Raw genomic sequence first — 13,678 nt, forward strand, 5'->3', positions numbered from 1 at the left:
TCCGCTCACTCGTCCGCGTCGAGGCTCTTGCCGCGCATGACGATGAGCGGATCGGGCTTCTTCGCCACCGACGGATCCTTGCCGTCGTAGTCGAACTGGCTGAGGAAGTAGCGCATCGCGTTGACGCGGGCGCGCTTCTTGTCGTTGGAGCGCACGATGGTCCACGGCGCGTGCCGCTTGTCCGTGCGGCGGAACATCTCCTCCTTCGCCGCGGTGTACTCGTCCCACTTGTCGAGCGAGGCGATGTCCATCGGCGACAGCTTCCACCGGCGCACCGGGTCCAGCTGGCGCATCGCGAACCGGGTGCGCTGCTCTGTGCGCGACACCGAGAACCAGAATTTGGTGAGGTGGATGCCGGAGTCGACGAGCATCTTCTCGAACGCCGGCGCCTGCGCCATGAACTGCTCGTACTCCTCGTCGGTCGCGAACCCCATCACCCGCTCGACGCCCGCGCGGTTGTACCAGGACCGGTCGAACATCACGATCTCGCCCGCGGTCGGCAGGTGCTCGATGTAGCGCTGGAAGTACCACTGCCCCTTCTCGCGGCTGTTCGGCTTCGAGAGGGCCACGACTCGGGACGTCCGCGGGTTCAGGTGCTCGGTGAACCGCTTGATCGTGCCGCCCTTGCCTGCCGCATCCCGTCCCTCGAAGAGGATGACGGCGCGGCGGTCGTTGTCCTCGAGCCAGTACTGGAACTTCAGCAGCTCGACCTGGAGCTGGTACTTCTCGAGCTCGTACTCCTCGCGCGACATCCGCTCGGAGTAGGGATAGCCCTCCTGCCACGTGTATACCGGGTTACCCTCCGGGTCGATCAGGTCGGGGTCGGGCGTGTGGCCGCCCTCGACCGTGTACCCCTCCGAGCGCAGGTGCTCGATGTACTCCCGCAGGTCGCTGGTGGGCAGCTCGTCGGCCATGGTTCCTCCCGGTCGCCGGTGTCGATGCCCGGAGTGTACGCGGCGGGGATGAACGGCCGGGGCGCGCGGGTACGTTGGGGGGCGTGCAGACGTTCCTGCCCTTCCCCTCCTTCGCGGAGAGCGTGCGCCTGCTCGACCGCGCGCGGATGGGGAAGCAGCGCGTGGAGGCGCTGCAGGTGCTCCGAGCGATCACCGTTCCCGGCTACGGCTGGCGCAACCATCCGGTGGCGAAGATGTGGCGGGGATACCTGCCGGCGCTGACGAAGTACGCGGTGGAGTCCGCGGACGCGTGGATCGAGCTGGGCCACGCGGACACCGTCCGGCCGCAGGTGCTGGCGTTCGCGCCGGAGGTCGAGACTCTGAGCCAGGACGACCTGGACCTCCCGCCGTGGATCGGGGACCCCGAGTTCCACCGGAGCCACCAGTCCAACCTGGTGCGCAAGGACCCGGAGTTCTACGGACCGCTGTTCCCGGCGTCCCGGACGACCTCCCGTACGTGTGGCCGGGACCGACCCGGGACTGACCCTAGCCACGCGGTGCCCCATCCCCTAGCCTCCGGCTGTGGATCTCCAGCTCTCGGGTACGAACGCCGTCGTCACCGGCGCGAGCCGCGGCATCGGCCTCGCCATCGTCCGCGCCCTCCTCCGGGAGGGCGTCTCCGTCGTCGGGATCGCGCGAAGGGGGACGCCGGAGACGGCGGCCGCCGAGGCCGACGGCGACTTCCGGCTCGTCGAGGCCGACCTCGGGGGAGAGGACGGCATCCTCGCCGCCGCCGCGCAGCTCGACGGCCCGGTCGACCTCCTGGTCAACAACGTGGGCTCGGCGCCGCCGCGGCCCGGCGGGTTCCCGAGCATCACCGACGAGCAGTGGACGGGCACCTACGCCCTCAACGCGCTCGCCGCCGTGCGGACCACGCGAGCCCTGTTCGACCGCATCCCGGACGGCGGATCCGTGGTGAACATCGTGTCCGAGAACGCGATCCTCGCCGACCCGCTCGTCATGGACTACAGCGCGGCGAAGGCGGCGCTGCTCAGCTTCACGAAGTCCCTGTCCAAGGAGCTCGGGCCGCGCGGTATCCGGGTGAACTCCATCAGCCCCGGTCCCGTCGCCACCGACCTCTGGCTGGGCGACGGCGGCGTCGCACGGACCGTCGCCGCCGCCACGGGCGGAGACCCGGACGCCGTCAAGCACGGCGCGGAGGCGTCGATGCCCACCGGGCGCTTCACCACGCCGGACGAGGTCGCCGCGCTCACCGTGATGCTGGCGAGCCCGCTCCTCGGCAACCTGACGGGCGCCGACGTCGTGATCGACGGCGGCCTGCGCCAGACGATGTGACGGCTACGCCGCCAGGTCGAGCACGAACGTCAGCAGTTCGAGGCGGCGGCCGTCCGGCAGCTCGATCACGCGCTCGCGCTCGCCGCGGCGGCTGAAGCCGAGCTTGCGGTAGAGGGCGTGCGCGCCGAGCATGTCCGGCCCGCTGTTGAGGACGACCGCGCGAGCCCCGCGCGCCTGCGCCTGTTCGACCGCGAACTCGGTGAGCGCGATGCCGACGCCGCGCCCGCGCGCCGTCGGGCTGGTCGCCAGGAGCCGGAAGTACAGCTCGTCCGGGGCGATGTCGCCGTGCATGTCGAAGCCCGGACGGAGCAGCGCGACGGTGCCGATCAGCTCGCCGGTGGCGGTGTCCTCGGCGACGAAGAACTCGAACTCGCCGGTCAGCGCCTCCGGGTGCTTCAGCTCCTCACGGTAGTTCGCCGGGAGGTCGTCGTAGTCGTGCGTGTAGGCGGCGTGCGTGAGCGCGCCGATGGCCGCGTACTCGTCGTCGCCCGCTGCCCTGATCCGGATGCCGTTCATCGTGTTCACCGTAACGGACAAGCGCGGAGGGGGCCGGGGCATTCCCCGGCCCCCTCCGACGGGTGCGCTATTCGGCGCGCGTCCGGCGACGCACAGCGAACAGGGCGCCACCTCCGACGAGCAGTGCGAGGGCGATGCCGATCGGCGCGAACGGGACGGTCGAGCCGGTGGACGCCAGGGCGTCCGGGTCTCCGGATGCGGTCGACCCGGCCGTCGTCGTCGCCGCGGCTACGACCGTGATCGCGGCCGAAGCGACGACGGTGCCGCCGACGGACGCCGTGACCGTGTGCGCGCCCGCCGGCACGCTCGGCACCGCGAACGCGAAGGCCACCGTCCCGTCCGGTGCCGCCGTCGCGGCGCCGAGCGCGACCGGGGTCGAGTTGAACACGAACGACACCTGTGCGCCCGGGGTGAAGTGGCTGCCCGTGACCGTGATCCGGTCGCCGACCTGGGCGGAGCCGAGCGACAGGGTCAGAGCGGCGGCCGGGGTGGCTGGATTCGAGACGCCCTGACCGCCCAGCTGCAGGTCGCAGGAGATGCGGCCGCTGTAGAGGGCGTGGCCCTCGGTCGCGCTGCCGGGCCCGGCCCCGTACACGCCGTCGTCCGACCACAGCACCTCCTTCGTGCCGCCCACGCAGGTCGAATTCGGTGCCAGCGCGAAGCCCTCGAGGTTGTTGACCGGCAGGCCCGCGGGCTTGCCGTAGACGACCTGCGGCACGATCGCGCCGGTGCCGTCGACCTTCAGGACCGTGGATGCGACCCCGCAGGTGTTGTCGCAGAGCGCCCAGATGCGCTGGGTGTCCGCGTCGAACTGCACGTCCATGACGTGGCCCATCTTCGTGTCCACCACGGCGACGCGGTGGAAGCTGTGGTCGCTGTTGAGCGCGTAGGCGTAGAGCTTGCCGTCGTTCTCGAGCGCCGCGAAGTACAGGCCGGTGCCATGAAGCGGATAGTCCGACGGCTTATAGGTCGCGCCCGTCGACTGGTCCACGAAGCCGTTCGCGGTCAGGTAGCCGTCCGGCACGAACGTGACGCCCTCGAACCCGAGGTTCGCCTCCGTCTTGTTGCCCGCGTGCAGCTCCGGGAACTCCGCGGTGAGGTTCCACTGGTCGGTGGCGACGAGCTGCGTCGCCGACGACGTAGGGTCGATGCGCAGGATGGAGTTCAGCGGGATGGTGTTCGCCGCATTGTTCCGCTCGGTCGTGACGTAGAGCGCTCCGTCCGGGCCGACGGTCAGGCCCTCGGAGTCGGGCTGGTTCGTCGCGGTGTCGGTGCTGCCCGGGAAGAAGATCTGCTTGCCCGCGCCCCAGCCGTTCGCCGTGTCGGCGACCCACAAGTCGCCCTGCTTGATCATCCGGAACACCCAGCTCTTGTTCTTCACGCTGTAGAGGACGTTCGGGTTCGTCGGGTCGAAGACGAGGCCGCTGACGTCACGGCCCTCCGGACCGGTCGCGGTCTCCCACGCGCACTGGTCGTCGGCGACCGCGACGGTGCCGCTGCCCGGCCAGGCGACCGGGGCCTGCGCGCCGGCGGGAAGGGTCCCGGTGCCGGACGGCGCCTCGGGCTGGCAGGTGAGCGTCTGGCCGCCGCCGCCGTTGCCGCCGTCCGCCGGGTTGGTCAGCACGTTCTGGCAGGCTGTCGCGTTGGATGCGCCGAAGCTCTTGGCGGCGACCGAGGCGAAGGCGCCGGTGCCGTCGGGGCACCGGGCGTACGCGCCTGCGCCGAACCCGTTCGTCTCGTCGGTGCCCGCCTCCCCCGCGGTGTAGTCGACCGAGTCGACCAGGGTGGTGCCGTCCGCAAGGTACAGCCGCACGCCGTCCCCGCCGCTGCCGAGCCCCTTGTTGGAGGAGAAGTAGACGTAGCCGTGGGCCGGGACGACGGTCGTCGCCGTGCCGTCGGCCAGCTTCGCGGAGAAGGCGGCGGGAGCGGAGGCGCTGCTGTCGATCTGCAGCCAGCCCGTGATGTCCACATCCGTCGCCCCGCTGTTGAACAGCTCGACCGCATCCTGGACCGGCGTCGCCGTGTTGTCGGACGACACCTCGTTGATGTGGACGCTCGTCCACGCGGGCGGGGATGCGGGAGCGAAGCGGCTGGTCCCCGGCGATCCGATGTCGCCCGAGACCGATGTCCACGACTGCTCGGAGTCGCCCGCGGCGGAGAGCTGCCACTGCGACGCGTCGTTCGCGCCGAGCGCGGCCGCGGTGGTCGGGACGCCCGACTTCCCCTGCGTGCGCGGTCCCTTGGCGGTGCCGGTGCCCTGGTCGTTGTACGCGAGCCGGTCGACGAGGTTCGCGACCGCGTCCGGTCCGTCGAACAGGTTGATCTCGTCCGCGCGCCCCAGTCCCGTCGTGTTTCCGGGGAGGATCTTCACCTGCGACCCGAGGCTCCACTCCGCCCGGAAGTCCGCGTCGCCCGACTCGGTGATGATCGCCGACTCGCCGGGTGCCAGCGTCCCGAGGCTGCCGAGCGGAACGGTTCCCGGCGTCTCGCTGTCGTCGTCGAACGACCAGCCGGTGAGGTCGACCGGCGTCGACCCGAGGTTGGTGAACTCGACGAACTCGCCGCCGGTGGTGCCGGGGCTGTACATCCACTCGGTGATGCGCACGTCGGGGGTCGCGACGGCCTGGGCGGCCGTCGGGAGGGCGAACGCCAGCGTGCCAGCGGTCGCGGTGGCGGCCAGGGCCGCCACGGCTCGGGTTCTGAGAAGTCGCATAGAAATCGAACGTAATGACGCGGGCGGTACTACCGGCGACGCGGAGGTGAACGGTCGGCGAACGCCGGTCCTGAGAGGGCTCGCAGGAGCCGTTCACCGTGATGTCGTGCGTGGTTCACCAGGCCGTCGCCGGGCGCTTCCAGCCTGTCGCGCGGGGTGGTCGTTCCACCCCCGAACGAGGAGGATCGGATGCGCACTCGAACCCGCAGGCTCTCGCTGATCGCCGCCGCGGTGGTCGCGGCGTCGATCCTGGGAACAGCGGCCGCTGTGGCCGCGCCAGGCATCGGCGGCGGCTGGCCGTACGAGACGAAGGCCCACGGCCCGGACTCCAAGGATTACACCCTTGCGGCGGTCGGTGACATCGCGTGCGAGCCCGACGATCCGGACAACGCAGCGACCCCGTCCTCGCTGAAGTGCGGCAGCCCCAGCCTCGGCGGCTACGACGCCGAGTTCGCGACGGCGAAGCAGGCCGACGCCATGAAGCCGGACGCGGTCGCCCTCCTCGGGGACGAGCAGTACGAGGTCGGCAAGCTGAGCGACTTCGAGGGCTCCTTCGAGCAGGCGTGGGGCGGCCTGAAGTTCCTGGAGCACCCGGCGCCCGGCAACCACGAGTACTACGCGTACACGAAGAAGGGCGACAACGAGGCCGGGCAGAACGGCGCCGGCTACTTCGCCTACTTCAACGGCCACGACCAGGCCGGCACGCCGAACTCCGCGGGTCAGGCGGGCGACGACACGACGGAGAACCAGGGCTGGTACTCCTACGACCTCGGCAACTGGCACATCATCTCGCTGAACGTCGAATGCAACTCCCCGGCGTTCGCGAACGACTGCTCCACCACCGACCAGGGCCTGCTCGCGCAGGAGACCAAGTGGCTGGCCCAGGACCTGAAGAGCAACCAGCAGCAGTGCACCCTGGCGTACTGGCACCAGCCCACGTTCAGCGCGACCACGGCCTCCACTGCGACGGTCCCGGCGTCCGCGCCCGGAGCCGGCGGCCAGGAGGGACAGGTCGCCGACGCGTGGTGGAAGCTGCTCTACGCGAACCACGCCACGCTCGTCCTCAACGGCCACGAGCACGCGTACGCGCGGCTCAAGCCGCTCGACCCGAACGGCGTCCCGGATGCGAAGAACGGCATCCCGGAGTTCATCATCGGCACCGGCGGCGAAGCGCTCGACACCCTCGCGAAGAACGCCGACGGCACCTTCGCGAACCCGAACGTGGTCACCGGCTACGACCAGGGCTACGGCACGATGAAGTTCACACTGAAGCCGAACGGATACGCGTACTCGTACTCGCCGGCGCTGCAGGGAGCGGGTCTCCCGGCGTCGGCGCTGAACTACGCGGACGCGGGATCGGGGAGCTGCCGGCGCTGACCCGTGCGAACCTGGAGGCATGACCTCCCCCACCACCGCCCGCCAGCAGGACCTCACCCTCCTCCTGATGCTCGCCCTCACCTTCTCGACCGGCATCGTGGATGCGGTCGGCTACCTCGGCCTCGACAAGGTCTTCGCGGGCAACATGACCGGCAACGTGGTCATCCTCGGCATGGCCCTGGTCGGCGCCGAAGGGCTGCCGTGGGTGGGGCCGCTGATCGCGCTGTTCGCGTTCATGGCCGGCGCCGTGATCGGCGGGAGGACGCTGCGCCGCGAATCCACGGGGTGGAACACGCGGACGAGCTGGTCGTTCACCGCGACGGCCGTGGCGCTCGCCGTGCTGACGGTAATCCTCCTGATCACCGGCGGGGTGCCGCCGAAGCCGTGGGAGCTGGCGATCACGACGCTCCTGGCCGCGACCATGGGCTTCCAGGCGGCGGTCGCGCGGCACCTCGCCGTCAAGGATGTGACCACGGTCGTGGTCACGTCGACGATCACCGGCCTGGCTGCCGACTCGCGGCTCGCCGGCGGATCGGGTCAGCCGTGGCGCCGGCGTGCGGCCGCGGTCGTGCTGATCGCCCTCGGCGCGCTGGTCGGCGCGGCGCTGCTGCGGGTCCACATCGCGGTGCCGCTCGGCCTCGCCGCCGTGATCAGTGGTGCGGCCGCCGTGCTGGGACATCTCGCCGCGCACGAGGGCCGCGGCGAGCCCGCGCCCGCCGCGGCGAACGGCTGACCGTCAGCGCACCTCCGACGGGGCGCCCTCGCGGGTGATGATCGCGGCGTCGCCGTCCTCGTCCAGCTTCATCCGGAGCGGCTTGCGGAAGGCGCGCGTCACGACCAGCAGCGTGATGATGCCGATCGTCAGCCAGACCAGGCCGTAGGTGAGGGCGTCCAGGTGCAGGTTCGCCCAGAGGACGCCGGTGAGCAGCATCCCGATCCCGGGCAGGACGATGTTGCGCACGATGTTCCTGCCGCCGCGGAACTCCTTGCGGCGCAGCGCGAAGTGGATGATGACCGTCGCGTTGACGACGGTGAAGGCGATGAGCGCGCCGAAGTTGATCATCGACGAGACGAATTCCAGCGTGAAGGCTGCAGCCAGCAGGGACACGACACCGACCAGCAGCACGGCGGTCGCCGGCGTGCGGAAGCGCGGGTGGATGTACGAGAGGGTCCGCGAGACACGGCCGCTGCCGTTGCGTGCCATGACGTAGATCATGCGGGACACGCTGGCGTGCGACGCCAGGCTGGACGCGACCGCTGCGGCGACGGCGGCCGAGACGAACAGGATCTGGAACAGCATCCCGCCGGTCTTCATGGCGATCTCGGGCAGGGTGTCGTCCGTGAAGTGGAAGCCCGCCATCGTCGGGAACCGCGACTGCGCGAACCAGGCCGCGATGAAGAAGATGGCGCCGCCGATCATCAGCGCCAGCACGATGGCCCTCGGGACCGTCTTGGTGTCCTTCGCCTCCTCGGTGTACATCGTGATCGCGTCGAACCCGATGAAGGAGAAGCACACCACGGTCGCCCCGCCGATCACCGCGGCCAGATGCACGCCCGAATGGAACAGCGGCGCGAGGCTGAAGGCGGTGCCGTTCCCCGCGCCCCCGCTCAGCGCCGTCCAGGTGAGCGCCACGAACACGGCGATCAGCACGATCTGGAAGACGACCAGGATGCCGTTCACCCGCGAGGTCGACGACATGCTGAACAGGTTCATCGCGGTGATGACGGCGACGTAGCCGACCACCCAGATCCATCCGGGGACCTGCGGGAAGAACGACTCGAGGTACAGCCGCACGATGAGCGCGTTGACCAGCGGCAGCAGCAGGTAGTCGAGCAGCGACGACCAGCCGACGAGGAAGCCGACGTTCGGGTGGATGGTCTCCGACGCGTAGGTGTACGCCGATCCCGCCGACGGGTAGACCCGCGTCATCCGGCCGTAGCTGATCGCGGTGAACACCATCGCGATGAGCGCGAAGAGGTAGGCGGACGGCACGACGCCGTTCGTCTCGCCGGTGACGATGCCGAAGGTGTCGAACACGGTCATGGGCGTCATGTAGCCGAGGCCGAGTCCGACGATCGCCCAGAGGCCGAGGGATCGCCGCAGTTTCGCGGGTGCGGGTGCAGTGGTGGACACGCGAGCTCCTTCGCTCTTGTTCGGGGTCGGGCCATCGTAAACCCGTCGGCTACGAAATCCGAATCGAGAGCAGAGGATAACGAGGGTGAAAACGAAGATTCGCTATCGATTCAGTCGCGAAAATGGATTTCTACTGTCGATTCCGCTAATGTGCCCGGCATGACCACCATCGAACGGGACGTCGTCGTCATCGGCGCAGGAGCCTCCGGACTCACCGCCGCCACCGAACTCGTCAAGGCCGGCCTCACGGTCGCCGTGCTCGAGGCGCGCGACCGCGTCGGCGGCCGGCTCTGGACCGACGACATCGACGGCGCGACCCTCGAGATCGGCGGCCAGTGGGTGTCGCCCGACCAGGACGCGCTGATCGGCACGCTCGAGGAGCTGGGGCTCGAGACGTACTCGCGCTACCGCGAGGGCATCAACATCTACCTCGGCGAGAACGGCGAGCGCCGCACCTTCGAGGGCGAGATCTTCCCGGTCGCTCCGGCCACCGAGAAGGAGATCGTCGGCCTGATCGACCGTCTGGACGCGCTCGTCGCCGAGATCGACCCGGACCGTCCGTGGGCGCACCCGCGGGCGAAGGAGCTGGACGAGATCTCGTTCCGTCGCTGGCTCGAGACTCAGACGGACGACGAGGAGGCGCGGCGCAACATCGGCATGTTCATCGCCGGCGCCATGCTCACCAAGCCGGCCCACGCCTTCTCCGCCCTGCAGGCCCTGCTCATGGCGGCCAGCGCCGGAAGCTTCTCGAACCTGGTGGATGCGGACTTCATCCTGGACAAGCGGGTCAAGGGCGGCCTGCAGCAGGTTCCGCTGCTCCTCGCCGAGCGTCTTGGCGACGACGTGCACCTGAACGCCCCGGTGCGGACCCTGCGCTGGGACGAGACCGGCGTCACCGCGATCGCCGACGGCGTGGAGGTGCGCGCCCGGTTCGCGATCCTCGCCGTGCCGCCGGTGCTGATCAGCCGCATCTCGTACGAGCCGCCGCTGCCGCGCCGCCAGCAGCAGCTGCACCAGCACCTGTCGATGGGCTTCGTCATCAAGGTGCACGCGGTCTACGAGACGCCGTTCTGGCGCGACCTCGGCTACAGCGGCACCGCGTTCAGCCCGTACGAGCTCGTCCACGAGGCGTACGACAACAGCTACGACGGCGACCCGCGCGGCACGCTGGTCGGCTTCGTCTCCGACGAGGCGGCCGACGACGTGTTCCGGCTCACCCCGGAGGAGCGCAAGGCCCGCATCCTCGAGTCGCTGTCGCACTACTACGGCGAGCAGGCGCTCAACCCGGTCGTGTACTACGAGAGCGACTGGGGCAGCGAGGAATGGACGCGCGGCGCCTATGCCGCGAGCTTCGACATGGGCGGCCTGGCGCGCTACGGCGCCGACCTGCGCACGCCGGTCGGCCCCATCCACTTCTCGTGCAGCGACATGGCGGGCAAGGGCTACCAGCACGTCGATGGCGCGATCCGCGTCGGCCGCGAGACCGCAGCGGCGATCATCGGGGCGCTGCTGCCGGCGTAGCGGAGAATCGGGGGATGGAGCCCCGCTACTGTCCCAGCCGCCGCGGCGGGCGGCCGTGCACGCGGCCGCTCGGCCATCCCGGCCTGCACCGGTACCAGGGCGCGATGTGGTCGGATGCGGGCGCCGATCCCGCGCGCTGCCCCGGCTCCGGCGAGCCGGGCGAACCCGCGGTGGCCCTCGGCGACGGGTGGCCCGATGGACGCGCGGCGTGCCCGCACTGCCAGCGCTTCGTCCCGCTGACCGAGGGGCGCCTGGTGGCGCACGACACGACCGACCCGGAGGAGTCCGACGACGAGATCGCCCACCGCCGCGCCTGGTTCAACGCGCACGGCTGGTGAGGGTCAGGCGACCCGGTTCTCCCGCACGCGCCCGCGGATGAAGATGATCGCGAGCAGTCCCGCGACGACGAACAGGATGTTGAACGGGCCGGCGAGGGCGAGCAGCGGGTTCTGCGTCCCGCCGGTCGCGACGTCGATGCCCCCCGAGGCGAGGAACGTCGTCGGGTCGGTGAGGGCATGGATGAGCATCGGCCAGACGAGGTTGCCGGTGACGCGCAGGACCAGGTACATCATCATCCCGAACCCGAAGGCGAACACGACGGTCAGGAGGACCGTGAGCGGCGGCTGACCCGTCAGCACGTTGACCGAGTGGAGCAGTGCGAACAGCGCCGACGAGATGACGGCGACGACGACCTCGCGAAAGCCCGCGTCGCGCAGGATCTTCACCGCGATACCGCGTGTGAGCAGCTCCTCGGTGAAGCCGATGAACAGACCGGAGAGGAACGTCAGCGCCACCACGCCGGGAGGGAATCGGCCGTAGTCGATGCCGGCGAGCCGCAGTGCGATCGGGACGACCGTGAGCACGACCGCGATCCACATCCACCACCGGCCGCGGATGGGCTGCGGCCCGAACAGCGGACGGAACCACCGGACGGAGGCGACGAACGCGAGCAGCACGACCGCGCCGATGACGAGCGGCAGCAGCAGCCCGATGAGCACGCTCCGCGCATCCGCGAACAGGTCAGCGCTGACCCCCGCGCCCCAGAGGACGCCGACGAGGAGGGAGGCTGCTTCGTAGAGGACCAGGTAGGCGACGGCGGCGAGCAGGGCTTTCCACCACCGGCCGCGGTCCCAGAATCGACGCCAACCGTTCACGCTTCCGCCCCGGGTCCCCATGGGTCGAGGCTAGCAGTCGGTCAGATCTCGACGTCGCTGCCCATCGTCACCGTGCGCAGCGGCGGCAGGTTGAAGCGCGCGGCCGGGTCGGCCGCGTTGTGCGCCAGCCCGACGAACAGCGATCGGCGCCAGCGCACCATCCCGTGCGCTCGGGTGGTGCGGATCGCGCCGCGCGAGATGAAGTACGACGCCGACATGAAGTCGCCCGCGTCGAGCGGGAGCACCCCCAGCCGGCAGGCCTGGCGGAGGGCCCGCGGGATGTCCTGCTCGTCCGAGAAGCCGAAGCGGATGCTCAGGTGCTCGATCCCGTCGTCCACATAACCGAGGTCGTCGTAGTCGAAGGCGTCCGCCGGCGGCACGTGCGGTACCTGCGCCGTCGTGATCGACACGATGATGACGTGCTCGTGGAGAATGTGGTTGTGCTTGACGTTGGCCCGCAGCGCCAGCGGGGTGGTGTCCTTGTTCGGGTGCGGGAAGATCCCGATCCCAGGCACGCGCGGCAGGTTCTGGTCGCGCACCTGCTCGATGAACTCGACCAGCGACCCCTCCTTGCGCTTCCGGTCCTCCTGCACCAGCTGCCGGCCGCGCCGCCAGGTCGTCATGATGAGGATGACCGCGGCCGCGATGAGCAACGGCACCCAGCCGCCGTTGACGATCTTCGACAGGTTGCCGGCGAGGAAGGCCAGCTCCAGGCCGCCGAACGCCACCGCGGCCAGGATGATCTTCCACGGCGCCCAGTGCCACAGCGGCCGGGCGACGATGAGGAGGAGGATCGTGTCCACGACCAGCGCACCCGTGACCGAGATGCCGTAGGCGGTCGACAGTCGGTCGGACGACCCGAAGGCGAGCATCACGGCCATGACGCCGATGAACAGCAGGATGTTGATCGCCGGCAGATAGATCTGGCCGCCCTCGTGCTTCGACGTCTGCCGGATGGTGAGGGGCGGGAGCAGGCCGAGCTGCACGGCCTGCCGCGACAGCGAGAAAGCACCGGAGATCACGGCCTGGCTGGCGATCACGGTCGCCGCTGTCGCGAGGATGACGACGGGGAGGCGGCCCCACTCCGGGATCAGCAGGAAGAAGGGGTTCGCCCGCGCCGCCGGGTCGTGCAGGATGAGCGACGCCTGCCCGAGGTAGTTGAGCGTCAGCGCCGGGAACACCAGGAAGAACCAGGCCCGGCGGATGGGCGAGCGCCCGAAGTGGCCCATGTCGGCATACAGCGCCTCCGCGCCGGTGATGACCAGCACGACCGCTCCGAGCGCGATGAACGAGATGACCGGATGCGCGACGATGAAGACGACGGCGTAGGTCGGCGACAGCCCGAGCAGCACCGACGGGTGCGGGATGACCTGCGCGAGACCGGCGACGGCCAGCACGGTGAACCACAGCACCATAACGGGGCCGAAGAGGACGCCCACCTTTGCCGTCCCGAACCGCTGCACGGCGAACAGCGCCACGAGGATGACCGCGGCGATCGGGATGACCATCTGCGAGATGGCCGGGAGGGTGACGTGCAGACCTTCGACGGCGGAGAGGACGCTGATGGCCGGCGTGATGATCGAGTCGCCGTAGAACAGCGAGACGCCGACGATGCCGACGACCAGGAGCATCCCGGCCTTGGACGCCTTGCCGGCGTAGAGGCGCTTCGCGAGCGCGGCCAGCGCCATGACGCCGCCCTCGCCGTCGTTGTCCGCGCGCATCAGGATCGTGACGTATTTGATCGACACGATGATCGTGATGCTCCAGAACATCAGCGAGATCACGCCGTACACGTCGCCCTGGTCGGGGCGCACAGCGCCGCCGTCCAGGAGGAACACCGTTTTGAGCGCGTAGAGCGGACTCGTTCCGATGTCGCCGAAGACGACGCCCAGCGCCGCCAGTGCGGCGCCGAGCATCAGCTTCCGGCCGGGACCACCGGCGCGGTTCATCCCGCTGCCGGCTCCCGTCGGGGCTTTCGCCCCGTGTATACGCAGATCACCCACGAGCGACACCG

11 protein-coding genes and 1 pseudogene are annotated in these 13,678 nt (G+C 70.0%); 6 read left to right on the forward strand and 6 right to left on the reverse strand.

Annotation, left to right across the window (positions count from 1 at the left end; all coding sequences use genetic code 11):
- Window positions 1-5: 5 nt before the first annotated feature.
- Window positions 6-914, reverse strand: coding sequence for a polyphosphate kinase 2 (ppk2, locus tag AB0P25_RS10710; protein ID WP_363807213.1), 909 nt, complete (start codon window positions 912-914; stop codon window positions 6-8).
- 122 nt (window positions 915-1,036) lie between these two features.
- On the opposite strand from ppk2, the pseudogene AB0P25_RS10715 reads away from it, so the two are divergent.
- Both AB0P25_RS10715 and AB0P25_RS10720 read left to right on the forward strand, forming a co-directional pair.
- A pseudogene (locus AB0P25_RS10715) lies at window positions 1,037-1,333 on the forward strand (MSMEG_6728 family protein); the annotation flags it as partial.
- A 142-nt stretch (window positions 1,334-1,475) separates the two neighbouring features.
- Window positions 1,476-2,249 (forward strand): SDR family oxidoreductase, encoded by a 774-nt coding sequence (locus AB0P25_RS10720; protein WP_363807215.1) that lies wholly within the window; start codon window positions 1,476-1,478, stop codon window positions 2,247-2,249.
- Between the two features lie 3 nt (window positions 2,250-2,252).
- Here AB0P25_RS10720 and AB0P25_RS10725 read toward each other — a convergent pair whose 3' ends face one another.
- Window positions 2,253-2,765, reverse strand: a complete 513-nt coding sequence (locus tag AB0P25_RS10725; RefSeq protein ID WP_363807217.1) for a GNAT family N-acetyltransferase — start codon at window positions 2,763-2,765, stop codon at window positions 2,253-2,255.
- Between the two features lie 67 nt (window positions 2,766-2,832).
- The gene (locus AB0P25_RS10730) at window positions 2,833-5,478 is read right to left on the reverse strand and encodes a lamin tail domain-containing protein (RefSeq protein ID WP_363807220.1); all 2,646 of its coding nucleotides are present in this window, start codon (window positions 5,476-5,478) and stop codon (window positions 2,833-2,835) included.
- A 189-nt stretch (window positions 5,479-5,667) separates the two neighbouring features.
- Here AB0P25_RS10730 and AB0P25_RS10735 point away from each other — a divergent pair, with 189 nt between their 5' ends.
- Window positions 5,668-6,855, forward strand: a complete 1,188-nt coding sequence (locus tag AB0P25_RS10735; protein ID WP_363807222.1) for a metallophosphoesterase — start codon at window positions 5,668-5,670, stop codon at window positions 6,853-6,855.
- A 19-nt stretch (window positions 6,856-6,874) separates the two neighbouring features.
- Window positions 6,875-7,588 (forward strand): YoaK family protein, encoded by a 714-nt coding sequence (locus AB0P25_RS10740; RefSeq protein ID WP_363807223.1) that lies wholly within the window; start codon window positions 6,875-6,877, stop codon window positions 7,586-7,588.
- Window positions 7,589-7,591: 3 nt separating this feature from the next.
- Here AB0P25_RS10740 and AB0P25_RS10745 read toward each other — a convergent pair whose 3' ends face one another.
- Window positions 7,592-8,989: an APC family permease gene (locus AB0P25_RS10745; RefSeq protein WP_363807224.1), complete on the reverse strand. Its 1,398-nt coding sequence runs from the start codon at window positions 8,987-8,989 to the stop codon at window positions 7,592-7,594.
- Between the two features lie 159 nt (window positions 8,990-9,148).
- On the opposite strand from AB0P25_RS10745, the gene AB0P25_RS10750 reads away from it, so the two are divergent.
- Both AB0P25_RS10750 and AB0P25_RS10755 read left to right on the forward strand, forming a co-directional pair.
- Window positions 9,149-10,510 carry an NAD(P)/FAD-dependent oxidoreductase gene (locus AB0P25_RS10750; RefSeq protein ID WP_363807225.1) on the forward strand — a complete coding sequence of 454 codons (1,362 nt, stop codon included), beginning with the start codon at window positions 9,149-9,151 and terminating at the stop codon, window positions 10,508-10,510.
- 14 nt (window positions 10,511-10,524) lie between these two features.
- Window positions 10,525-10,848 carry a hypothetical protein gene (locus AB0P25_RS10755; protein ID WP_363807227.1) on the forward strand — a complete coding sequence of 108 codons (324 nt, stop codon included), beginning with the start codon at window positions 10,525-10,527 and terminating at the stop codon, window positions 10,846-10,848.
- A gap of 3 nt (window positions 10,849-10,851) precedes the next feature.
- Here AB0P25_RS10755 and AB0P25_RS10760 read toward each other — a convergent pair whose 3' ends face one another.
- Together AB0P25_RS10760 and AB0P25_RS10765 are read right to left on the reverse strand one after the other, a co-directional pair.
- The gene (locus tag AB0P25_RS10760; RefSeq protein ID WP_363807229.1) at window positions 10,852-11,685 is read right to left on the reverse strand and encodes a CPBP family intramembrane glutamic endopeptidase; all 834 of its coding nucleotides are present in this window, start codon (window positions 11,683-11,685) and stop codon (window positions 10,852-10,854) included.
- A gap of 20 nt (window positions 11,686-11,705) precedes the next feature.
- Window positions 11,706-13,667, reverse strand: coding sequence for a potassium transporter Kup (locus AB0P25_RS10765; RefSeq protein WP_363807231.1), 1,962 nt, complete (start codon window positions 13,665-13,667; stop codon window positions 11,706-11,708).
- Window positions 13,668-13,678 lie beyond the last annotated feature (11 nt).

Origin of the sequence: Leifsonia sp. NPDC077715 (genome assembly GCF_040686855.1) — a bacterium.
In the GTDB taxonomy this organism is placed as follows: Bacteria; Actinomycetota; Actinomycetes; order Actinomycetales; family Microbacteriaceae; genus Leifsonia.

Bases quoted from the DNA above. Each gene is read 5' to 3' on its own strand.
- AB0P25_RS10740 (WP_363807223.1), top strand. From the start codon at position 6,875: ATGACCTCCCCCACCACCGCCCGCCAGCAGGACCTCACCCTCCTCCTG.
- AB0P25_RS10730 (WP_363807220.1), bottom strand. From the start codon at position 5,478: ATGCGACTTCTCAGAACCCGAGCCGTGGCGGCCCTGGCCGCCACCGCG.
- AB0P25_RS10735 (WP_363807222.1), top strand. From the start codon at position 5,668: ATGCGCACTCGAACCCGCAGGCTCTCGCTGATCGCCGCCGCGGTGGTC.
- ppk2 (WP_363807213.1), bottom strand. From the start codon at position 914: ATGGCCGACGAGCTGCCCACCAGCGACCTGCGGGAGTACATCGAGCAC.
- AB0P25_RS10760 (WP_363807229.1), bottom strand. From the start codon at position 11,685: ATGGGGACCCGGGGCGGAAGCGTGAACGGTTGGCGTCGATTCTGGGAC.
- AB0P25_RS10750 (WP_363807225.1), top strand. From the start codon at position 9,149: ATGACCACCATCGAACGGGACGTCGTCGTCATCGGCGCAGGAGCCTCC.
- AB0P25_RS10755 (WP_363807227.1), top strand. From the start codon at position 10,525: ATGGAGCCCCGCTACTGTCCCAGCCGCCGCGGCGGGCGGCCGTGCACG.
- AB0P25_RS10725 (WP_363807217.1), bottom strand. From the start codon at position 2,765: ATGAACGGCATCCGGATCAGGGCAGCGGGCGACGACGAGTACGCGGCC.